The sequence below is a fragment of the Ignavibacteriota bacterium genome, from assembly GCA_013285405.1.
GTDB lineage: Bacteria > Bacteroidota > Ignavibacteria > Ignavibacteriales > Ignavibacteriaceae > IGN2.
In genome coordinates this window covers 2,472,855-2,495,633 of the sequence record CP053446.1, presented here as the reverse complement: position 1 = coordinate 2,495,633, position 22,779 = coordinate 2,472,855, and the positions used below count along the sequence as shown (strand labels likewise).

Genomic DNA, 22,779 nt, shown 5'->3' with positions numbered 1-22,779 from the left:
ATCTTCAATGAGATGATGAAACAAGAAAAGTTGCTGTTTGACAAACAACTTGAAGGTAGGTATTTTAGCACCGTTTTAATTAATAATAATCATCATTACTTAGGAGTTTAAAATATGATTTACTTTCTATCTCCGAGAAACTTTGCGTTTTTAATCATCAGTATTTTTATTGTTTGCACAAATAATTTAACTGCACAAAATAATTTTGCAAATTTGTGGAGCAATATTTCAGAAACAGGATTAGATGCCATTGGAACACGATATATAATTCCTGAAACCTACCGAACACTTGAATTGGATTTACAAAATTTGTCAACTGCATTAACACAAGTTCCTGAAGAGAAAACTACCAGTGTAAAAAATTCAAGATTTATTTTAAGTCTGCCGCTACCGAATAATTCTTTTGCAACTTTTAAAATTGTTCAATCGCCGGTGATGGCAGAAGAGCTTGCTGTTAAATATCCTGAAATAAAAACTTACCTCGGGCAAGGAATAGATGAAAATTCAGATGCAAGAGTTCGTTTTGATGTTACACCTGCTGGATTTCATGCAATAATTTTTTTATCAAATGGTACAGTTTATATTGATCCTTATTCATTAGGTGAAACAATATACTACATTTCTTATTATAAGAGAGATTACACTCCAACTGAAGAGAGATTAAATCTTGAATGCACTCTTTTAGGAACTGACTCAGAATTTGGCAATCAGATCAAACAATTAGTTGCAGAAAATCCGTTAGTAATGACTGGACCTCAATTAAGAACTTATCGAACAGCGATCGCTGCAACCGGTGAGTACACAAATTTTCATGGAGGTACAGTTCCTCTTGGTTTAGCTGCCGTTGTAACTGCATTAAATCGTGTTACCGGAGTTTATGAAAATGAGGTTGCAGTCAGGATGATATTAATTGCAAATAATGATCTTATCATTTATACTAATCCTTCGACAGATCCTTACACAAATAATGATGGTTTTGCAATGCTTTCACAAAACCAAACTAATCTGGATGCAGTTATTGGATCAGCAAATTATGATATTGGTCATGTTTTCAGTACCGGCGGCGGTGGTGTTGCATACCTGGGAGTTATCTGCCAGGCAGGATATAAAGCACAGGGAGTAACTGGTTTGCCGCAACCAATCGGTGATCCGTTTTATATTGATTACGTTGCCCATGAAATGGGACACCAGTATGGCGGTAATCATTCGTTTAATGGAAACGCAGGTTCCTGCGGTGGTGGAAACAGGAATTCTTCCACTGCGTATGAACCTGGAAGCGGAAGCACGATTATGGCTTATGCAGGAATTTGCGGTAGTCATAATTTACAGAATAACAGCGATGATTACTTTCATAATATAAGTTTTGTAGAAATTGTCAATTATACAACTACTGGCGGTGGAAACTCATGTCCCGTTATTACAAATACTGGAAATGGAGAACCAACAGCATCTGTTCCGGCTGGTGGGTTTACAATTCCAATCAGCACACCATTTATACTGACTGGTTCCGGATCTGATCCTGATAATGATCCATTAACATACTGCTGGGAAGAAATGGATCTCGGACCAGCAGGACATCCAAACTCACCTTCTGGTAATGCACCGATCTTCAGATCGTTTGATCCTGTTACTGTACCTTATAGATATTTTCCAAAACTGTCAAACATTTTAAATAATAATCAAACGATTGGAGAGATTCTGCCAACATACACACGAACATTAACTTTCAGATTGACCGTTAGGGATAATCGTGCTGGCGGAGGTGGTGTTAAATATGCGCAGATGCAGGCAATAAATGTAACAAATACTGCAGGACCTTTTCTTGTAACTCAACCAAACACCGCTGTTACTTGGCAAGGCAATACAAATAATACAATTACCTGGAATGTGGCAAATACAAGTGTTGCACCTGTTAATGTAACACAAGTAAATATTTTGTTATCAACCGATGGTGGAAATAATTTTACGCAAACTCTTGCTGCTAACACCGCAAACGACGGCACCGAAGATATTTTTCTCCCAAATTTTCCAACAACACAGGCAAGAATAAAAGTTGAAGCAGTTGGCAACGTCTTCTTTGATCTTTCAAATGTTAATTTCACTATTACTGATAATATTCCCGTTGAACTTACAGCGTTCTTCGCCATTAAAGTTGAAGATGGAATAATGTTGAAATGGACAACAGCAACTGAAACGAATAATTCCGGATTTATGATTGAAAGAAGTTCAAACAATATTGATTTTTCAGAAATTGCATTTGTTAATGGTAATGGAACATCAACCGAAGTAACTGATTATGAATACAGAGATGCAGTTTTAACTGTGGGTAAATATTTTTACCGACTCAAACAAATTGACTTTGACGGCACTGCTACTTATTCAAATGTAATTGAAACTGAAATTAATGGACCTGCGGTATTCGATCTTTCACAGAACTATCCAAATCCTTTCAATCCATCTACAATGATAAAGTTTTCGTTACCGGTTGATTCTTATGTTCGTATCGAATTGTTTAATACTTTGGGTGAAAAAGTTGATGAACTAACTAACAGAGATTACAGTATCGGTAATCACGAAATTAATTTTGATGCATCAAAACTTTCTAATGGTGTTTATTACTATACAATTAGTGCGAATGGTTTAGATGGAAGTACATTTGTTTCGACGAAGAAGATGGTGCTTATCAAGTAAATAATTGTTTTTAATAGTAAGGGTTCAAAATTTTGAGCCCTTACAACAATTTCAAAAAATCAATCAACTTCCTGAATTCTGCAAATCCTTTTAAAATGGCAGTAGCGACAGACTTTTTCTTCGCGGTTTTCCAATGTTGAAAGATGAAACTTTCCATTTGATATATCTTTTGTAATATTTTTTATCATCTCAAGGCAAATATTAATCATTTCTTCAGAGGAGGAAACATCTTCCTCAACGTTTTCAGTTTTGGATTTTCTTTTTATCCGGACATCCTTCTTCCCAAAATCATTCACATTGAATTTCAGTGAGAATATTTGTGCACCTGCTGGTTCGTAATTATCAAACAATTCGCGTTTTATTAATTCTTTTGCTGCGAAAAGATATAATGGAAGCTGTAATGAAATTCCTGTCGAAAGATCTTCTGAAGTTGGTTTTGTACCACCAAGCTTATAATCAATCACTTTAAAAGTTTTACTCTTTTCATTAATATCTATCCTGTCTATTTTACCACGCAGTTTTATTTCCGCAGCATTAACAGGCTCACTTACTTTTTGATTTTTGACTTCTTCATTTTTAACTTTTCCAAAACTTAGCTCAAAGAATTCAGGAATATATCCTCCATCATTGTTAAGTTCTTCTTCAAGAAATTTGTAAAGAAGCGATTGCGTTCTTCTTCCGTTTAAGCCAAGTAGTTTCTCACGTTCATAAAAAGAAAACTCGGGATTCAGATTTAACTTATCAAATTTTCTATCTGCGATTTTAAATAATAGTTCTTCTGCAGATTTAAATTGTTCTTTGCTGCAATTGTAAAGAACGATACTCTTTTCCTTCAACTTGGTATAAAACTCATAAAGTATTGAGTGAATCAAACTGCCGTATTCAAATGCTTCAAGTTCCTCTTTTGGTTCTTCAACGGTTTCAAGTTTGAGAATATTTTCTACCAGATATTTATAGGGACACTTCGCATAATTTTCAAGCTGAGTTGCTGAGAATTCTCCTTCTGTTACTTTAGAAAGTCTCTTTTTCACATTATTGCTAATTTCAGGTGAAATAAAACCAGCATATTCGAATTCCTGAAATGGATTTTCAATTCTTTTTTTATCCACTTCGATTTTTCTGCTAATGGTCTCGAGATCAACTGCGTACTCGTCCGTTAATCTTAAATTTAATCTTTCGCTATCTGATAGTTTACCGATAAAATCAAGAAGCTCTTCCCTGGAATAGATTTCATCTTTGAAGTTGTTACCTGATATTATTTTTGATTCGAACAAAGAATTAAAATCCTGCAAAAAACTAGATTTGACCAGTTCACGTTTGTCATCAGTTTGAGGAAAGCTGAGATAAAGTTTTTTCTTCCAGGTACATAAAGCCTGATAGAATAAATATCTTTGTTCAACCTGGTGCCGAATTTCCTCACGAACAAAAGACCCCGAGAAAAATATTTCCGGTGTAAATCTTGTCGGAAGATCCCCGTCATTCAAACCACCAATAAATAAATAATCAAAACTTAATCCACGAATTTCATTAAGCGTAGTTATTTGTACACCATAGCCAGGCTTTTCTGAAACGTTATATCTTGTAAATACTGTGCTGGTTCTTATCTGATTAAGAAAAAAATGAACAGGGAAAGCAGTTTTCTCCCCGTACTCAAGTTGAATCATATCCATCACTTCATCAATCAATTTCAAAAAGGAATTAAAAGCAGCAATGTCATTCTCAATAACTTCTGGTGGAGCATTAAGCAGAGAGGAAGGAAAATTGAGATTAAATATCAACGTGAACAAATTTTCCTTGAATTCAGCCGGAGTTATTTTCAACGCAAAGGGTTTTAAACTCTTTTTTATTTTTTCAAGATCTGATAATGCAGATTCGTAGCTATTTATCTTGCTGTCAGATTTGCCCGAATAATTTTCTGATGCGGAAAGTTCGGAGATTTTCAATTTCAATTTACTCAGCCATATTTCATATCCGGAAACAATTTTTAATTCGGTTGAAATTTTCAGAAGGTTTGAAATATCAATGTTCAACCCGGCAAAAAAATCATTGCTCAATGCACGGAATATATTCTTATAAAAAAAATCGTTCTCAAGAATTTCGAGAAAATTGATTACCGCTTTTACAGGTGATGATGTGTTAAGCGAAAATCGGTCAGTAAGATTGAATGGGATTCCGTAAACATTAAACCTGTCCCGAATAATTGCAGAATAATTCCCGATAAGGTTAAATACCACACAAATTTTTTCAGGATCAACTTTATTGATCAATATCAGTTTCTTAATCTCTTTTGCAATAAGTTCAACTTCTTCTTCCCGGTTCACTGCTGATACTTCATTTACTGAATCTTTAAAATTGGATTCCTTCGTATCAAATTTTCTGATGGATAGATTTTCACGTACTATGTTCAAAAACCTGGATTGAGCAGCAGTTGAGAGATCTACTGCTTCTGAAAAACCTTTTGATAAAAGATGATTGTGACAGGAATTCAAATGTGAAAAAACTGCAGGATTAAATTTGTAATAATCCAATATGACAAAAAGTTCTGTCTCATTTACTTCTGAAGCTGCATTTATAATTTCAACTTCCGGAGCCGTGAATTCATCAAATCCATTAACTAAAACATATTTGCATCCGGAGTAAATAAAATTGAATGACTCATCAAATTCTTTTTTGCTTTTAGAGTTCAGAGTAAGATAAACATCACCAGTTTCTTTTATTTTATTTCTCGCGAGCGTTTTCTGGTATTCATCATATACTTCAGCTATATCAATTGCTTTAAGTTTTTCTCTTCCCGATAATTTTTTAGCTTCTTCTTTAAGACGATTGGGTGTTATACCATGCCTTTTATACTCAGCAATCACATTCTTTATTCTTTCAAGTGTACCAAAAGGAATCTGATCTCTGTATTGCGAAAAATAATTTAGATTTACTTTTTTAAAACAATGATTTAAATGAAGAATTGCAACCTGCTCACTTATCTGTACGATGTTACCATCAATTTCTGTAAGAATCTTTTCTGTGAAGGAACCAATAGTTTCAATTTTAAGTCCGAAAAGAGAATTAGCAGGACTTAATGAAACCAAATCCCGTGTAAGATACCGGATTTTTCTTTTAGTTGGAACAATGAATAGTACTTCATCAATTTTTCCTTCACTCAATTTTGAATTGATTAAAAAATCAATATCAATTTTATCTATGTGATGTTTTGCAATAATCATTTACGTTATTTACCCGCTGAAAAAATAAGCTAAAAATCTCTATAACTCACTTTAGACCAACATTTATTCTGTTGATTATAAACAATGGTTGATTATTTTAGAACCATATATTTATTAGAATATGTATCAGTTAATATTTTTAATATTGTTCATAATTCCAACTACTCTCTTGTTTTCACAAGAGATTGGAGAACTTGCACCGCCTAAACCTCCCTTGCATTTCCCAAATAATGCATTAGGATTTGACCTGCTAATTGGTGAAAGCGGATTTGGTTTTGGCGGATTTTATAGAAGACAACTCGGTACAAAAATTACAGTGTTTGGAGATGTTTCCATTTCTGAAGCCAAAGATGAGCGCGAAATCGAATACGTTGATATCTATGGACAAACGTTTACTGTTGGAAAACAAAACCGGGTGTTCCAGATTCCATTTACTTTTGGCGCTCAATATCGTTTCTTTGAAAATGAATTGACAGACAATCTGCGTCCGTATATTAGTGCTGGTGTTGGACCTACGATCGCACTAACAACTCCGTACGCTGAAGAATTTTTTCGAGCGTTTTCTTATACACAAGTTCACTATGCTGCTGGTGGTTATGCCGGATTCGGTGCGAACTTCGGTCTGGATCAAAGCAACCTGATTGGAATAAACGTGAGATATTACTACGCTCAGTTTCTTGACGAAGGTGTTGAAATACTAAAAGGCAGATATAAAAGTTATTTGAGCGGTTTCTTCATCACGATTAATTTCGGATTTATGTATTAAAATTTCTCTGCAATTTAATCCTTCTCTTCATTTCTTCCATTTGATAGTACATCCAATAGTAAAAGTTTCAGGCACCGAAATTTCTTTTCCGGCAAGAAGTTCATCGAGTGCATTTCTCAGATAATGATTTTGTACTTTATCAGGCTTCTGCCAATTATCGTCAATCTTTCCGTGAAAAGCCAGTTTTCTTTGTTTATCAAAAAGAAAAATTTCAGGTGTGTGTGTGGCATCGAATGCTCGTGCAACTGATTGTTCTTCATCCCTCAAATACAAAAAATTAAATTTCTGTTCAGTTGCTCGCTTCTTCATATTTTCAAAACTATCTTCAGGATATCCTTTAGCTTCGTTTGAGTTGATTGCAACAACTTCTACTCCAGGTTCATGGTAATCATCCTGAATTTGTTTGATTCTTCCCTCATAAGCTTGTACATAAGGACAATGGTTGCAGCTAAAAATAATTATCAGCGCTTGTTTATCTGAAAATGATTTTAATGAATAATTTTTTCCATCAACTCCTGTTAAATTAAAATCGGGCGCCGGTGATCCAATCTTAAGAGTATTTGTCGCCATTGAAAAAACTCCTTCTACTTTTAGTAAATAACAAAGCTAATAATTAAATTAAAATCGTTATGAAAAAATCTCTTTTCAGAATCAATAATATTTCATTTTTATTTGTACTCATTCAAATTCTATTTTCAGGAAACATTATGGCACAGGAAAAACAACTCGCCTGGGATCTTTATCATTCGTACGAAAATTTCAATGAAAAAAGTTTAACAACACGACGATTTAAACATTCTGATATTGTTCCATTAATCGAACGACTGAAAAATAAAAATATTTTTAAAGTTGATAAAGCAGGCAAATCAATTGAAGGAAGAGATATTTACCTGATTTCACTTGGAACCGGTAAAACCAAAGTTTTTCTCTGGTCACAAATGCACGGCGATGAACCAACAGCAACAGCAGCATTATTTGATATTTTTAATTTTTTTTCAGATGATAATTCATTTGCTGATTTCAAAAAATATTTACTCGCCAATCTCAGCATTTATTTTATTCCAATGTTAAATCCGGATGGTGCTGAAAAGTTCCAGAGAAGAAATATTATTGAAATTGATCTCAATCGTGATGTAATCAGGCAGCAAACAAATGAAATGAAAATATTAAAAACAGTGTTCGATAGTATTAAACCGGGTTTTGGATTCAACCTGCATGATCAGGGAAGAGATTATTCTGCCGGAAATTCTTTTAATCCTGCATCAATATCATTTCTTGCACCTTCACCGGATTATGAAAAGAGTTTGACCGAGCCAAGATTAAAAGCAATGAAACTTATTGGTAATCTCTTTAACATTTTAAATGAATTTATTCCCGGTCATATTGCAAAATACCCGGATGATTTCGAGCCGAGAGCAGTCGGAGATAATTTTACTAAATGGGGAACAAGTGTTGTACTTCTTGAAAGTGGTGGTTGGCGAGGAGATCGCGAGAAACAATTTCTACGGAAAATTAATTACATAATAATTTTATCTGCTCTTAACAGCATTGCAAGCCATATTTATGAAACAACTGAATTAGATGTTTATGAGACAATTCCACAAAACGAAAAGTTTATGATGGATGTTATTCTCAGAAACCTTCTGGTTAAAAAAGATGAAATTGAATACACCATTGACATAGGAATAAACTTCGAAGAAATAAATATTAATGGAGCAAAAGATTTTTATCTTGAAGCAGAGATTGCTGATATCGGAGATCTCTCTGTATTTCGCGGTTACGATGAGTTTGATTTTTCAGGTTATTCCGTTGAAACAGGAAAAACAAAAGTTGATATTTTTCATTCACAGAATGAACTTGCAAAAATAGATCCAACTCAACTCTACCAGGAAGGATACACAAACATAGTTTTAAAGAATGAGAATTTTCATGGAGAATATTCGCACTTCCCTTTCAATATTTTTTTGAGTGAACAGAATATTCCAGAGGTTTCAATCAAAACAGAAGAACCTGCGAATTTCATTATTAAAAAGGAAGGTGAAGTCAGATATGCAATTGTGAATGGATTCGTAGTTGACATTCAAAAATTAGAAAAATGGAATGGCAATTCGATTATTTATGAAAAGTAACAGGCTGTTTTAATATGCGTTCGAAATATTTAAGAGATCGTTTTAATACAAGCAAGGAAGAACTTCAAAAACTCGGCAATGAGTTCACAAATGAAGCCCTGCCATTATTAGATAAACTTTACAATTTAACTTATTGGATTTTGCAGGATAAAAAATCAACAAAGAAAATAATTCAGCAGGTATTCAAAGAGGCTATCGAAGACTGCGATATAACAAAGAATGAAGCCGACTGGCAAAGCTGGATTGAAAGAATCTGGATGCGTGAGATTATTGAATTTTATGAGGGGAAAGAAAATGATAAAAATACTGATTTTAGTTTTATAGAAAATTTCCAAATGGAAATAAGCAGCTCATCAACATTTTTAACCGGTGAAACAATGACAAAAAAAATAGTTGATTCTCTGCAAATGCTTCCTTCCATTCTGCGAATTCCATTAATGATGAGAGAATCAGCTCAATTTAATTATGAAAAAATTTCTGATTTAGTAGATATTCCTATCGGTGTTGCTGCAACACGGATCTTTCGAGCAAGAAAATTGTTGTTTATGTATTTACTTGATAAATCAAATCTTGATAAGATAGAACATCTTGGTATGACGGATGATCCTTCAAAACTAATTTTCAAATACAGAGACTGTTCCTGCCAAATTGATAATGAGTTACCGGAAGTTCAACATTCGACTTTCTTTCTATCGTTACAGAATGATCAAAGATTAATGGCTGAATTCTCAATTCAAAAAGAGGTAAAGAATCTTTTGGCAAATCTTATTGAAAAAAAATCGGATGTAGAAGCTATTAAAGCTAAAATCAATAAACGGGCAAGAAAAAGATTTAGTTACAGATAATTAACAGATTCAGTGATAAAAAGCTCCTGTCTCAATACTCATAATCTTCATTTTTTGAAGTAAAACAAACAATCATCTTCTCGCCAATAATTCCAGTGACTGCAAAATTTGACTATCGGGCAGTATAAGTTTAAATTAGAAGCCTGAATAAAATAAGAGTTGATTATGGCTAGGATTAAAAACATAGAAGCGTTTTGTAATTCGTGCGGTTCGATTCAAAAAATGGAAATTACGAGCAGTGTAACCGGCGAAGAATCAGAATATAAAAAATGGGCGAAATGTAAATCTTGTAAACAGGTAATGGTGGTAGATATCAGTGATATTTTGAAGAGTGCCAATACTTCTCTCGAAGGGATTGAGAATGAAGATTGTAAAAAATATTCGCCATTGAGCACATTTGAAGTAGGCGAGACAATCTACCACGAAAATTGGGATGATTTCGGCAGAGTTCTTTCAAAAGAGATTCTGTCAAATGGAAAAAGTTCAATATCTGTTGAATTTCAAAAATCGGGTTTAAAAAAATTAATTGAATCACTAAATAACCAAGAAGCGAGGTGAAATAATTTGGTTGGCATTTCTATTGGAGAAAATGAATCCATTGATAAAGCTCTCAGACGATTTAAAAAGAAATACGAAAGGTCAGGAATTCTGAAAGAATATAAAAAGCGTACATTTTTTGTAAAGCCGTCTGTTAAGAAACGAATGGAAAAAATCAAAGCTGCCCGTCGCTTCCAGCGATCCGATGAATATTGATTTGTTAACCCCTCACAGCGAGGGGTTTTTTATTACTACTTAAGATGTAATACCGGTTCTATTATAGTCGGTTCTTTTCCTTTTGAATAATATTTTTTCAGATGCCTGACCACTGCTTCATAAGCTTCATCGATTGAATCACACATGGAGAATAAGCTTAAATCTGAATTACTTATCATCCCCATTTCTACAAGTGCATCAAAATTAATTATTTTGCTCCAGTACTTTCTATCATAGATAATAACAGCAAGTTTCTTTCTGACTTTTGCAGTCTGAACTAAAGTCAATATCTCAAATAGTTCATCCATCGTTCCAAATCCACCCGGAAAAACAACAAGTGCTTTTGATAAATATGCAAACCAGAATTTCCTCATAAAGAAATAATGGAATTCAAAACTCAAATCAGGTGTAACATAATTGTTGACGAATTGTTCGAACGGGATACTGATATTCAACCCAATAGAATACCCTCCTGCTTTCTTTGCACCTTTATTAGCTGCTTCCATTATTCCGGGCCCGCCACCAGTACACACAATGAACCTGTTTGCTGTAGTTTCAAGATTCAATGACCATTCAGTTAATCTTCTTGAAAGTTCAACAGCATCTTCATAATATCTCGACATATCAAGATAAAGTTGCGCTTCACGTAACTGTTTTGCAAAATTTTCAATTTGTTTTGGGTTAGTATTTTTTATTCTATTGTAATCTTTCAAAGCATTTCTACGGGATTTAAGTCGTGCCGATCCATAGAACACAATGGTATCCATTATTTTATATTTTTTAAATTTACTTTTTGGCTGGAGATACTCTGCAAGAATTCTTATTGATCTTCCATCTGAAGAGTTCAGGAATTCATTATCCTGATAGGCTTTAACTGTTTTTTCCATTTTACCTTTTGATATAAAATTATTTGTGAGAAGTTGAATGTTTGTGAACAGAACTATTTATTTGGAGGCAATAATTATTTCCATTTTTAATATGTGAAATATAAACATATTGTTAATTATTCAAATTTAAATTATTGAATTATTGCAGTCGGGTTTTAATGAAATCATTATTGAAGTTACTTTTCTTTGTTTTGTTCTGTTACAATTTATTTGCAGAAACACCTGAAAAAATATTTGAGCATTTGAATAAAATGATTCTGGATGTACCTAAGAGTACAAAAATGGCTGTAATGATTTACAATCCCTTGACTCAGGATACATTATTCAGCATTAATCATACGACAAGTATGATCCCCGCTTCGAATACTAAATTATTTACAACTGCAACAGCATTGGAATTAATGGGCGGAGACTATCTGATATCCACAAAACTATTTGCTGATGATAAAGATTTTTCAGATGGCAGATTAGATGGAAATATTTATTTAAAAGGATTTGGCAATCCCACATTTACAACTGAAGATCTTGAAGAATTGGTAAGTAAACTCTATCAGTCAGGTCTTAGAAAAATCACAGGAAATATTTATGGAGATGATACTTTTTTTGATAATGTTTATTCAAGAGATGATTGGATCAGCGAAGAAAAAGCGAATGTTACGTTGCCTCCGATTTCCGCTCTGATAATCGACAGGAATAGAACGATAGTCTCAAAAAAGCGAAAAGGACGATACAGGAATTACTTTGTCAATGTGCAGGATCCTCCTTTGTTTGCAGCAAAAAAGCTAAAAGAAAAATTAGTTGAGTTTGGAATTGAGTCTGATGGAAAAACACTTTCTGGACAAACTCCGGGCAATGCAATTCCACTATTGGAATCATCAATTGAATTGCGAAAACTAATTCAAGAAATAAATAAACACAGTGATAACTTTTATGCTGAATGCTTATTTAAAACTGTTGGATCGGTTTTTAGCGGTCGTCAGGGAAATTCATTCTATTCAACACAGGCAATTCTTAACTTCATTGAGGACAATAGTATTTACTCAACGGGTACAAAATTAGTTGACGGTTCCGGTATATCCAGATTTGATCAGGTAACTGCAGGTGCAATAGTTGGATTGCTTGAAAAAGTCTATTTCAATATTGATCAGTATGATGATTTTTTTAACTCACTCAGTATTGCAGGAGTTGATGGTACATTACATAGACGCATGATTAGTACTTTAGCCGAAAATAATTTTAGGGGGAAAACCGGAACTTTAAATGGAGTTTCATCTCTCGCCGGCTACATCAGAACTAGTAATGACGATGACTTAATTGTTTGTATTATGTTTGAATTTAAAGAGGGTGGTGCAAATAAACACAAGAATATTCAAGACAAAATTGTGGAATATCTGGCTGAGTTAAAAAATTAGAGCCCCGAAAAGATTTTTTCAGGGCTCGTTAAAAAAAGTTAATATTTATTCTTGTACTGGAGATTGCTGAGGAAGTGAAGGAGTTTGCGGTATATTCTGTCTGCCTGATTCCTGAATAATACTTCTTTGTTCCTGTGTTACTTTTCCGGGTAAGAAGAACAAATTAGCAACTAAAGCAAGAGCTGCTACAATTCCACCCAGCCACCATGTTGCTCTGCTTAGAAAATCCGCTGTCCTTCTTGTACCAAACATAGAGCCCATATTACTTGCACCACCAAATGTTCCTGCCAATCCACCACCTTTACTCGACTGCATTAATACAACTATTATTAAAAGCACGGCTGCTATTGATGCAATTAAAACCAGAATACTATACATAATTTTTCCTTTTTTCTGTTTTCTTAAATCTTTCAATTTGAGTTATTGTAGCGGGGGAGGGATTCGAACCCCCGACACGTGGATTATGATTCCACTGCTCTAACCGACTGAGCTACCCCGCCAATTCGTTTTATATACCAGAATTGGGAGGCAAATATAGCCACATTCACCTACATTTTCAAAGAATAATTGTTTGGAAAGCTATAAAATAAATGGTTGAATAACTACACTTCTTTTTCGATGCAATCCCATAAGATGTCAAGCAATTTGTTTAAGCCCTCACCAGTAACTGCTGAAAAGATTAATGGTTTTTCTTTTATCCCTTTAAATTTGAAAGCTGATAATTTTTTCTTTGTTCCGGTTTCGATTAAATCAGCTTTTGATAGTGATACCAACATTTTTTTTTGAACTAATTTTGAACTGTAGTTTTTTAATTCATTCAATAATATTTTAAAATCAGATTGTAAATCATCTGATGAACAATCAATTAAAAAAAGTATAACTTTTGTCCTCTCAATATGTCTTAAAAATTGATAGCCAAGTCCTTTTCCATGAGATGCCCCTTCAATTATTCCTGGAATATCTGCGACAGTAAAGCTGTGAAAATCTTTGTACTTAACGATTCCAAGATTTGGTTCGAGAGTAGTAAATGGATAGTCTGCGATCTTTGGTCTTGCTGCTGATATCTTCGATATTAAGGTTGACTTTCCAGCGTTTGGAAATCCTACAAGACCAACATCTGCAATTAATTTTAATTCCAGAATTACTTTTTTGTACTCACCTGATTTTCCATCTTCAGCAAAGCGTGGAGTTTGGTTAGTTGATGTTGCAAATTTACTATTCCCTCTTCCGCCTTTCCCACCGTTTGCAATAACAAATTCGTTGCCTTCTTTATCTAAATCAACAATGAGTTCATTAGTTTCGGAATCTTTTATGATCGTTCCAACCGGCACTTTAACAATTATATCTCTGCCATTCTTTCCATCTTTTAAAGAATTGCCACCGTTTTCTCCATTGCCTGCGATATATTTTTTTTTATACTTGAAATCCAGAAGTGTATGAAGATTACTGCTTGCGATAAATATAACACTGCCACCGTTTCCACCATCACCACCTGATGGTCCTCCCTTGGGAACATATTTTTCACGTCGGAATGTAACTGCACCATCACCTCCTTTTCCGGAAGTAATTTCGATGAGAGCAAAATCAATAAACATCAGGCTTGCCTGAAGTAATTAGAAACCGCGTTTGTGAATGTAATTGCTTCTTTTGAATAAGGGCTTATTTTGTACGAGGTGAATACTGCTTTTAATATTTCGGATGCCTCTTTATAAGAGTGGCAATCCATTACCCTCTCAACAGTGTTTGTAAAATCTTCCTCATCATTTGCAAAAATATAAGAAACGATTTTTTTAATTTCTTTCTTTCTCAAATAACTAAAGAGATCTTTAGGTCTAACGTTTCTTGGATGAACCACAGTTTTTTCATTCTTCTCCTGAACTGATAAAACGTTAGTCTTTTCTTCTATTTTTTGTTCTACTTCAGCGTAATCATTTTTTATTTGAGCTTTTTCTTCAAAATTCTCCGGTACTTTTTCCGAGAAGACAACTTCATCCATACTGTTCAAGTAGTCATCAAAGTTTTCGTTTTGCTCAGCTTGTGTTTCATTTAAGTTACTTTTTTCAAAATCTATTTCAGAGTTTTCAAATTCTGATGTTTCCTCAAACATTTTCCCTTTTTGCGGCAGTGTTAAATCCAGATTGTCCAAACCCTCAAATATATTCAGCAGGTCATTTTCAAGTGATTCAATTTTATTTTCAACAACTTCTGATTTAATATCTTCATCAACTTTATTGAATTTAATTTCAACGTCTTCAATTTCATCGATTTCAGATGTATCAGATATTTTTTCTGAATACATATCTTCTATCATTTCCTGAACTATTTCTTTTTCGATTGAGGTATTTGTTTGATCGGCTTCTATTTCAGAATCACTTATCTCAGTTTCTTCTAACTCTTCAATTTCATTTTTTATGGTATCTTCGCTTTCAATATCATTTGAAGACTTAGTTTCTGTAATTGCTTCAACTAGTTCATCAAGTTCCTTATCTGTATTTAAAATATCCTCTAATGGCGGGACGGAATTAACGGGTTCTATACTTTCATTATACGATAATGATTCTTCTGCTAAATAACTTTCAGATTCAGGAATATTAACTTCTATATTATCATCATCCACAGAATCAGTATCAGTGAAAGAAACAATTTCTTTCTCTTCTTCAACAACTATTTTTTCTTCAGTTTGACTTTTGGGCTTATTTAATACTACTTCGGAATTTTTTGACTCTTCACTGTACAAAGAAAGTAATGCTTCTTCCTCCTCCGGACTTAAAAATGTTTCCAAATCTGATTTTTGCATTTCATCTTTTTCAAGAGTGTTGTCTTTCTCTTGCTCAGATTTGACATCTTCAGCATCAATCTTGTTTATCATCTCATCGGTTTTAATTTCAGTCTCAAACATTGATGAGTCTTCTTGCTTAAATTGGGCATCGGACGTGAATAAGATTCTTTCTATTTCAACTCTGTCAAAGCGTCGTTTAACATCATTTGGAATAACTTTTCTAAGTCTAACTAATAAGTTCAAAAGATTTTTTTCTTTACAAAATATTTCTACGGATGTTAACGGGAGAAGATTTTTATCAACACCGCCTATGTTAAAGAAATCTCCAATCGATATGAATGAATTAGTGACTAATTGTCGTTGATTTGAGTTTATAAGTTCATTATCAATTTTATCCAGAATTATTTCAAATTCTGTGGATGAAATCTGCATTAAGTTTCTTTTACTAATATAACCAGTCAGTACTTTCTTAAAATATTCATAGTAGTATAAATAATTAAGCATCATTTTCATTTCTTCGGCAGAGATTACCGGCTGCTCATTAAATATTAATTTTGTAAGAGACCAACGGGGTCGAACGAGATAATTTATATTAAAAGAAACTGCCTGGAAGATTAATTTTTTAGAATCATCAATAGAGATTTTTTTCTGTTTTTTAATTTCGCTGGAAATTTTTTGGAAGTGATCTGATATCTCTTTCCCAGTATAATCAAAATAAGATTGCTGAAGTAATTTCTGCCGATCAGAATAAATCATATATTCCAACTCAGCGGAAATGTATTGAACAATAGCGGGGTGAATTCCGGTTGCAATTATTTTATCCAGAGTAAAAGTGTTTCCAAGACTTCTTACCTGGTTAAACGAAAAATCACCAATAAATTTTATTTCTTTTTCAAACATCACATTTCTCTCTAAATTTCAAGTCTCAAATTAAGAAACCACAATACGATAGGCAAATTTTATCCCAATATTTCCCAAAATTCAGGCCTATAAAAAATCCCGCTTTTGGGCAGGATTCTTTAGAATATTATTTGATGGTTCGGTTAATTTATACCACTTCCTCTTTAGATTTTACTTTAGACATGATATACTCTCTGTTCAACCTTGCAATATTCCTGACAGAAATTCCTTTTGGACATTCAGCTTCACAAGCATAAGTATTTGTACAACTACCAAATCCTACTTCATCCATTACTTTTACCATTTTCTCCACACGTTGATAACGTTCTGGTTGACCTTGCGGAAGCAACGCGTATTGAGAAATTTTAGCTGATACAAATAACATTGCAGAAGCGTTTTTACATGCGGCAACACAGGCACCACAACCAATGCAAGCTGCGGCGTCCATTGCTAAGCTAGAAATTTCTTTCGAGATTGGTATTGCATTAGCATCGGGTACACCGCCAGTATTAATAGAGACGAAACCACCTGCCTGAAGTATTTTATCAAAACCAGAGCGGTCAACCATCAAATCTTTAATTACGGGAAATGCTTTTGCTCTGAAAGGTTCCACCCAAATGATATCTCCATCTTTGAAATTTCTCATATGTAACTGACAAGTTGCAATTTTCGCAAGCGGTCCGTGTGGTCTTCCATTGATTACCAATCCGCAAGTTCCACAAATACCTTCACGGCAATCGCTTTCAAAGTGAACGGCTTCTTCTCCCTTCAGCTCAAGAGTATTATTCAACTCGTCAAGCATTTCCAGGAAGGATGCATCAGGAGAAACACTAATTTTATAGTCAATAAAGCTGCCTGCCGAGTTAAAATTTTTTTGTCTCCAGATTTTAAGTGTTAGATTAATATTTTTTGCTTCCATTATTTGTAACTCCTTACTGCAGGTTTCACATATTCAAATTCAAGGGGTTCTTTGTGAAGATTCCATTTATTTTCTCCGTTAAATTCCCAGGCTGAAACATGAGAATAATTTGCATCATCACGTTTTGCTTCTCCATCTTCAAATTGATATTCAACTCTGAAATGTCCGCCACAAGATTCATTTCTGTTCAGTGCATCAATTGCCATCAATTCACCTAATTCAAAATAATCTACTAATCTGCCTGCACGTTCAAGTGTTTGATTAACATCGTCACCACTTCCCGGAATTGTTACATTCTTCCAGAACTCATCTTTCAAATTTCTTATTTCATTCACAGCTTCTTTTAAGCCTTTTTCATTGCGAGCCATTCCAACTTTATTCCACATAATTCTTCCAAGCTGCTTATGAATGTCATCAACCGTTCGTTTTCCTTTTACCGAAAGCAGTTTGTTGGTAATTCCTTTAACTTCGTCAGCAGCTTTTTCAAATTCAGGATGATCTGTTTTAACTAATGTAGGTTTTTCTCCTCCCAGATAATTTCCCATTGTGTAAGGAATTACAAAATAACCATCAGCTAAACCTTGCATCAGAGCTGATGCTCCAAGTCTGTTCGCACCATGATCAGAGAAATTAGCTTCACCAAGAACAAACAATCCCGGAATCGTACTCATCAGATTATAGTCAACCCACAATCCACCCATTGTGTAATGAGGTGCGGGGTAAATCATCATAGGAACATTGTAAGGATTTTCACCTGTTATTGTTTCATAAATTTCAAAGAGATTTCCATATCGTTCTTCTATAACATGTTTTCCAAGTCGTTTCATTGCGTCCTTAAAATCAAGGTAAACAGCTTCACCACCTTTTATCCCACGACCTTCATCACAAACTTCTTTTGCAGCACGAGAAGAAATATCTCTTGGAGAAAGATTGCCGAATGAAGGATATTTTCTTTCAAGATAATAATCTCTTTCATCTTCCGGAATATCATTTGGATTTCGTGTATCCTGCTTTTTCTTAGAAACCCATACTCTGCCATCATTTCTTAACGATTCACTCATCAGAGTTAATTTTGATTGTGAATCACCGTGAAGCGGTAAACAAGTTGGATGTATCTGAGTAAAACAAGGATTGGCAAAAAATGCGCCTCGTTTATGAGCTCGCCAGATTGCCGTCACATTACAATTCATTGCATTGGTGGATAAGAAAAAAACATTCGAGTAACCACCTGTAGCAAGACAAACTGCATGAGCAGAGTATTTTTCAAATTCACCTGTTAACAGATTTCTGCAAACAATTCCTTTAGCAGCGCCATCAATAACGACTAAATCAAGCATTTCGCGACGAGTAAAAAGTTTAACATTTCCCTCTCCTACTTGCCTGTTGAGTGCACTAACTGCACCAAGCAGAAGCTGCTGACCTGTTTGTCCCCTTGCATAAAATGTTCTCGATACCTGTGCCCCTCCGAAAGATCTGTTATCAAGCAAACCACCATATTCTCTTGCAAATGGAACTCCCTGAGCTACACATTGATCTATGATATTGCCACTCACTTCTGCCAGTCGATGAACATTGGCTTCACGAGCACGAAAATCGCCTCCTTTTACAGTATCATAAAAAAGCCTGTATGTTGAATCTCCATCATTCTGATAATTTTTGGAAGCATTTATTCCACCCTGAGCAGCAATACTGTGTGCTCTTCTTGCGCTGTCATGAAAAGTAAAAGCCAGAACATTATATCCAAGTTCACCAAGTGAAGCTGCAGCCGAAGCACCAGCGAGACCTGTTCCAACTACAATAATTGTGTACTTTCTTTTATTAGCAGGATTCACAAGTTTCATATTGAATTTGTGGTTAGTCCATTTTTCAGAAATATTTCCAGTAGGAATTTTAGAATCAAGTTTTGTCATTAGTTACCTCCGTAAAAGAAAAAGAAATAAACTGGCATCGAAGCAAATCCGATAGACATAATTACAGCGTATATAGTTCCAATTTTTTGAATTAGAGGAAAATATGTTTTGTGGTTCCATCCAAAAGTTTGAAATGCACTTTGGAAACCATGATTAAGATGGATACCAAGCAGAATCATAGCAATTATATAAAGAATTACATACCACCATATTCCGAAAAAATAAACAACAATATCAAAATACTGATGAATATCTGCCAGCCCCATTGGATCGTAAACATTAAACCTCCAAAAGAAAGTTCCAAGATGTGAGATCAGAAAAATGAAAATAATTGAACCGGATAAAAACATTGTCCGTGAATAAACATTACTATTTTCTGATGAACCATTCACTTTATAATTAATACCGCGGGCTCTCTTATTCTCAATCCACAATTTAGTGCCATTAAAAATATGTAATACAAATGCCGTCAGAAGTACAACCTCAATTACCCGGATAAGAGGTTTAATAACATCAAGAGTAGCTACGTACCCATTGAAAGCATTTGCACCAAAAAACAACGTAATGTTTCCAATCAGATGGACGATAAGAAAAATTATCAGAAAGCTACCAGTCACAGCCATAATTAACTTCTTACCAATTGAGGAATTAAGAAAGATAGTAACTGAACTCATGCACAGACTCCTTCTTCATCCATTATTAAATGAATTTAAAATTGAAGAAATAAAAAAAATTATTTGGTTCATATAATCACGGAGAGATAATGTTATAATTAGTCAATAATTTTTAGATATGTAGTTTCTAAAAGATGAAATTTCTTAAACAAAATTATCACTAACATCCAATAAAATCAATTTTATGCTTTAATTATTGTTTGAATAGAAAAAATCGCTTGATTATTATGCTTATTAAGATTAAGTTTAGATAAGAATTAATAAAATTTGATACCTTCATTCATCCACTAACTCTGGATCAATCAATGCTAAAATATCTATTTACTATTTGGTTCAACTTCACAATGGCTTTTTTATTTTTTACTCACTCTATCGTTGCTCAGGACGAGAGTTTGCAAGATTCTAAGACATTATTTTTCCAAAATTATCTTTTAAAATATGGGGTTGATTTCAGCACGTCTTTCATCGGTGATTATTTTTCGAATCTTTCCGGAGGAATTCAAAAAGAAGATTCATTTATCAATAACATTCTGGTTAGTACTGGAATCGATATGAATAAGTTGGCTGGTGCTGATGGTCTATCTCTCAATCTCTCTGGTTTAGGAATACAAGGCGGGACTTTCATGCAAAATACTGGTGCTATGCAAGGTATAAGCAATATAGCTGGTGTGAATCATTGGAAACTTTACGAGGCATGGATTGAACAGAATTTTCTAAACGAAGATCTTTCTATCCTTATCGGTTTGTATGATCTTAACTCAGAATTTGATGTCAGAGAATCTTCCGGGATATTCATCAATCCATCTTTTGGGATTGGATTTGATTTTGCACAGAGCGGAGAAAATGGTCCGTCTATATTCCCCTATGCATCGTTAGCATTAAGAATTAATTACAACCTATCTGAATCTTTTAAAATATTAACAGCCGTATTCGATGGTGTTCCAGGAAGTTTGGATGATGAGAAAGGATTTCAGGTGCAATGGAATAAAGATGAAGGTGCGATGTTATCTACGGAATTAATATTCTTTCCTTCGACAAGAGAGTTTGGACAAAACTATTCTAAATATCTGATCGGTTTATGGTACTATACATCTGATTTTGAAAATTTATCAAACAACAAAAATGAAAAAGGTAATTTTGGAATCTATGTTAGCGGTGAACAATTTGTTTACGCTGAGAACTTATCACAGACGCAAGGACTTGCTCTATTCGGAAGATTCGGAATAGCAAACGGCAAATTTAATCAATCAGATTTTTCGATTCTAGGAGGGATTAATTACACAGGATTAATTCCTGAGCGGGATGCAGATGTATTCGGTTTAGCTTTTACAACAATACATTTAGCAGAAGAGTATAAAGAAATTACGAGGGTAGAGAAAATATTTGAAACTATCCTTGAATTAACCTATAGTTTCAAGTTGCTCGACTGGTTAACACTACAGCCTGATCTGCAGTATGTCATTAATCCGATTTTTGCACAAGAATCAAGTTACGCTTTTACTGCAGGGTTAAGAACGGGAGTAGCATTCTGATCAATTATGGAAGATTAAATAAATATGAATCGCTATTGAAAACGAATCATTAATCTAAACCAATCTATTAAAGACAAATTATCTTTGGAGGTTTTTTTGAAGAAATTTTACTTATTACTTTTTATTTTAATTTCCAGTAACTGTATTTACTCTCAGGATAGTACCGAACAATCAAAAAAAATAAAATTTGGTGGTTACGGTGAGATACTTTACAGACACTTCGATTACGGTCCGAATCAAAAAGCTTCAACAACCGGCTCACTCGCTGACAGTCGGGCTGAAGTTGATATACCAAGATTTGCACTTTCATTAGTAAGTTATTTCACAGATGATATCTATCTTGAAACCGAAGTTGAGTTCGAACATCTTGGGACAGGATCAGCACTCGAACTAGAATACGAAGAATTTGGTGAATATGAATTTGAATCTGAAAAAGGAGGAGAAATCCTTCTGGAAGAATTACACATCACAAAAATTTTTCTTGATGAATTGAAACTACGTGTAGGAAGGTTTTACGTTCCTGTTGGTTTACTAAACAAAGCTCATCGCCCAACTGATTATTTCACCTCAATACGACCTGAATCAGAATCACAAATCATACCCGTTGTTTGGAGCGAAACAGGTATAGAAGTTTTTGGAAAGTTATTCGGTTCACTTAACTATAGAGCACAAGTGATTAATGGTTTAGAATCAACCGGATTCTCGTCAGAAAAATGGATAGTAGAAGGTCATCAAAAAAAATTTGAATTTATTAAAGCAACTAATCTCGCTATTGCAATAAGATTGGATTATTCTGGAATTGAAAATTTGCTTTTTGGTGTAAGCGGTTATTATGGAAATACTTCGGGTAACAGACCAAAACCTGAAGATATGCAAAATGTCAACGGAAATGTTGGGATTTTAGATTTTCATGCAGCTTATAATAGTAATGATTTTATAGCGCGGGGATTATTTTTATTCGGACATCTTACTAACTCAGATATTATAAGCCAGAGAAATTCAAGTATATCTAGAAATATTCAATCACCAAGAACTCCCGTAGCTGAATCAGCTATGAGTTACTACATTGAAGCAGGTTATAACATTCTAAGATTTTTTGATACTAATACACCCCTGAAACTTTTCCCATTCGGACGATACGAATACTATAACTCAATGGAACAGGTGACAGGAAGTGTATTCGCAGATCCGCGATTTAAAAGAAACCTTATCACTTTTGGAATAAATTTTTTCGTTCTGCCAAACCTTGTACTCAAAGCTGATTACTCAATGCGCAAAGTAGGGGGTTTCGATTCTATCTATAATGATGAAAACACTTTTGGACTTTCAATCGGTTTTTACGATTCGTTCGTAGAATTTTAATA

General features: G+C 34.1%; 18 protein-coding genes and 1 tRNA gene. 9 read left to right on the top strand and 10 right to left on the bottom strand.

The window, feature by feature from the left end; all coding sequences use genetic code 11:
* Positions 1-114: 114 nt before the first annotated feature.
* Complete coding sequence (locus HND39_10855; protein QKJ96738.1) at positions 115-2,691, top strand: T9SS type A sorting domain-containing protein; 2,577 nt, start codon at positions 115-117, stop codon at positions 2,689-2,691.
* Between the two features lie 59 nt (positions 2,692-2,750).
* Here the strand turns inward: HND39_10855 and HND39_10850 are convergent, their stop codons facing one another.
* Positions 2,751-5,909 carry a hypothetical protein gene (locus HND39_10850; protein QKJ96737.1) on the bottom strand — a complete coding sequence of 1,053 codons (3,159 nt, stop codon included), beginning with the start codon at positions 5,907-5,909 and terminating at the stop codon, positions 2,751-2,753.
* Positions 5,910-6,030: 121 nt separating this feature from the next.
* Here HND39_10850 and HND39_10845 point away from each other — a divergent pair, with 121 nt between their 5' ends.
* Positions 6,031-6,675: a hypothetical protein gene (locus HND39_10845; GenBank protein QKJ96736.1), complete on the top strand. Its 645-nt coding sequence runs from the start codon at positions 6,031-6,033 to the stop codon at positions 6,673-6,675.
* A gap of 27 nt (positions 6,676-6,702) precedes the next feature.
* Here the strand turns inward: HND39_10845 and HND39_10840 are convergent, their stop codons facing one another.
* Positions 6,703-7,245, bottom strand: coding sequence for a thioredoxin family protein (locus HND39_10840; GenBank protein QKJ96735.1), 543 nt, complete (start codon positions 7,243-7,245; stop codon positions 6,703-6,705).
* Positions 7,246-7,304: 59 nt separating this feature from the next.
* On the opposite strand from HND39_10840, the gene HND39_10835 reads away from it, so the two are divergent.
* From HND39_10835 to rpsU, 4 genes are all read left to right on the top strand, one after another.
* A complete protein-coding gene (locus HND39_10835) occupies positions 7,305-8,804 on the top strand; it encodes a peptidase M14 (protein ID QKJ96734.1) in 1,500 nt (499 codons plus the stop codon).
* A gap of 14 nt (positions 8,805-8,818) precedes the next feature.
* Positions 8,819-9,649 carry a hypothetical protein gene (locus HND39_10830; GenBank protein ID QKJ96733.1) on the top strand — a complete coding sequence of 277 codons (831 nt, stop codon included), beginning with the start codon at positions 8,819-8,821 and terminating at the stop codon, positions 9,647-9,649.
* Between the two features lie 165 nt (positions 9,650-9,814).
* Entirely contained in the window at positions 9,815-10,207 is a 393-nt protein-coding gene (locus HND39_10825; protein ID QKJ96732.1) for a hypothetical protein, read from the top strand.
* Between the two features lie 6 nt (positions 10,208-10,213).
* The gene (rpsU, locus tag HND39_10820) at positions 10,214-10,402 is read left to right on the top strand and encodes a 30S ribosomal protein S21 (protein ID QKJ96731.1); all 189 of its coding nucleotides are present in this window, start codon (positions 10,214-10,216) and stop codon (positions 10,400-10,402) included.
* Positions 10,403-10,437: 35 nt separating this feature from the next.
* On the opposite strand, the gene HND39_10815 is transcribed toward rpsU, so the two are convergent.
* Positions 10,438-11,289, bottom strand: a complete 852-nt coding sequence (locus tag HND39_10815) for a TIGR00730 family Rossman fold protein (GenBank protein QKJ96730.1) — start codon at positions 11,287-11,289, stop codon at positions 10,438-10,440.
* 158 nt (positions 11,290-11,447) lie between these two features.
* On the opposite strand from HND39_10815, the gene dacB reads away from it, so the two are divergent.
* Complete coding sequence (gene dacB, locus HND39_10810; GenBank protein ID QKJ96729.1) at positions 11,448-12,701, top strand: D-alanyl-D-alanine carboxypeptidase/D-alanyl-D-alanine-endopeptidase; 1,254 nt, start codon at positions 11,448-11,450, stop codon at positions 12,699-12,701.
* A 45-nt stretch (positions 12,702-12,746) separates the two neighbouring features.
* Here the strand turns inward: dacB and secG are convergent, their stop codons facing one another.
* The 7 genes from secG to HND39_10775 form a co-directional block, all read right to left on the bottom strand.
* Entirely contained in the window at positions 12,747-13,079 is a 333-nt protein-coding gene (gene secG, locus HND39_10805) for a preprotein translocase subunit SecG (GenBank protein ID QKJ96728.1), read from the bottom strand.
* A 48-nt stretch (positions 13,080-13,127) separates the two neighbouring features.
* Positions 13,128-13,201 (bottom strand) — tRNA-Met (locus tag HND39_10800).
* Positions 13,202-13,303: 102 nt separating this feature from the next.
* Positions 13,304-14,296 (bottom strand): GTPase ObgE, encoded by a 993-nt coding sequence (gene obgE / locus HND39_10795; GenBank protein QKJ96727.1) that lies wholly within the window; start codon positions 14,294-14,296, stop codon positions 13,304-13,306.
* Complete coding sequence (locus HND39_10790) at positions 14,296-15,723, bottom strand: hypothetical protein (protein ID QKJ96726.1); 1,428 nt, start codon at positions 15,721-15,723, stop codon at positions 14,296-14,298. Before HND39_10790 ends, obgE begins: the two co-directional genes overlap by 1 nt.
* Positions 15,724-16,528: 805 nt before the next feature.
* On the bottom strand, positions 16,529-17,284 hold the full coding sequence (locus HND39_10785; protein QKJ97972.1) for a succinate dehydrogenase/fumarate reductase iron-sulfur subunit: 756 nt from the start codon (positions 17,282-17,284) through the stop codon (positions 16,529-16,531).
* 14 nt (positions 17,285-17,298) lie between these two features.
* On the bottom strand, positions 17,299-19,209 hold the full coding sequence (locus HND39_10780; GenBank protein QKJ96725.1) for a fumarate reductase/succinate dehydrogenase flavoprotein subunit: 1,911 nt from the start codon (positions 19,207-19,209) through the stop codon (positions 17,299-17,301).
* Entirely contained in the window at positions 19,209-19,883 is a 675-nt protein-coding gene (locus HND39_10775; protein ID QKJ96724.1) for a succinate dehydrogenase cytochrome b subunit, read from the bottom strand. Before HND39_10775 ends, HND39_10780 begins: the two co-directional genes overlap by 1 nt.
* Before the next feature lie 305 nt (positions 19,884-20,188).
* Here HND39_10775 and HND39_10770 point away from each other — a divergent pair, with 305 nt between their 5' ends.
* Entirely contained in the window at positions 20,189-21,415 is a 1,227-nt protein-coding gene (locus tag HND39_10770; protein ID QKJ96723.1) for a carbohydrate porin, read from the top strand.
* 96 nt (positions 21,416-21,511) lie between these two features.
* Positions 21,512-22,777, top strand: coding sequence for a hypothetical protein (locus HND39_10765; GenBank protein ID QKJ96722.1), 1,266 nt, complete (start codon positions 21,512-21,514; stop codon positions 22,775-22,777).
* Positions 22,778-22,779: the final 2 nt, after the last annotated feature.

What these genes read in the sequence shown, in the direction of transcription:
- HND39_10855 (QKJ96738.1), top strand. Translation starts at nt 115, where the DNA reads ATGATTTACTTTCTATCTCCGAGAAACTTTGCGTTTTTAATCATCAGT.
- HND39_10850 (QKJ96737.1), bottom strand. Translation starts at nt 5,909, where the DNA reads ATGATTATTGCAAAACATCACATAGATAAAATTGATATTGATTTTTTA.
- HND39_10845 (QKJ96736.1), top strand. Translation starts at nt 6,031, where the DNA reads ATGTATCAGTTAATATTTTTAATATTGTTCATAATTCCAACTACTCTC.
- HND39_10840 (QKJ96735.1), bottom strand. Translation starts at nt 7,245, where the DNA reads ATGGCGACAAATACTCTTAAGATTGGATCACCGGCGCCCGATTTTAAT.
- HND39_10835 (QKJ96734.1), top strand. Translation starts at nt 7,305, where the DNA reads ATGAAAAAATCTCTTTTCAGAATCAATAATATTTCATTTTTATTTGTA.
- HND39_10830 (QKJ96733.1), top strand. Translation starts at nt 8,819, where the DNA reads ATGCGTTCGAAATATTTAAGAGATCGTTTTAATACAAGCAAGGAAGAA.
- HND39_10825 (QKJ96732.1), top strand. Translation starts at nt 9,815, where the DNA reads ATGGCTAGGATTAAAAACATAGAAGCGTTTTGTAATTCGTGCGGTTCG.
- HND39_10815 (QKJ96730.1), bottom strand. Translation starts at nt 11,289, where the DNA reads ATGGAAAAAACAGTTAAAGCCTATCAGGATAATGAATTCCTGAACTCT.
- dacB (QKJ96729.1), top strand. Translation starts at nt 11,448, where the DNA reads ATGAAATCATTATTGAAGTTACTTTTCTTTGTTTTGTTCTGTTACAAT.
- secG (QKJ96728.1), bottom strand. Translation starts at nt 13,079, where the DNA reads ATGTATAGTATTCTGGTTTTAATTGCATCAATAGCAGCCGTGCTTTTA.
- obgE (QKJ96727.1), bottom strand. Translation starts at nt 14,296, where the DNA reads ATGTTTATTGATTTTGCTCTCATCGAAATTACTTCCGGAAAAGGAGGT.
- HND39_10780 (QKJ96725.1), bottom strand. Translation starts at nt 19,209, where the DNA reads ATGACAAAACTTGATTCTAAAATTCCTACTGGAAATATTTCTGAAAAA.
- HND39_10775 (QKJ96724.1), bottom strand. Translation starts at nt 19,883, where the DNA reads ATGAGTTCAGTTACTATCTTTCTTAATTCCTCAATTGGTAAGAAGTTA.
- HND39_10770 (QKJ96723.1), top strand. Translation starts at nt 20,189, where the DNA reads ATGCTAAAATATCTATTTACTATTTGGTTCAACTTCACAATGGCTTTT.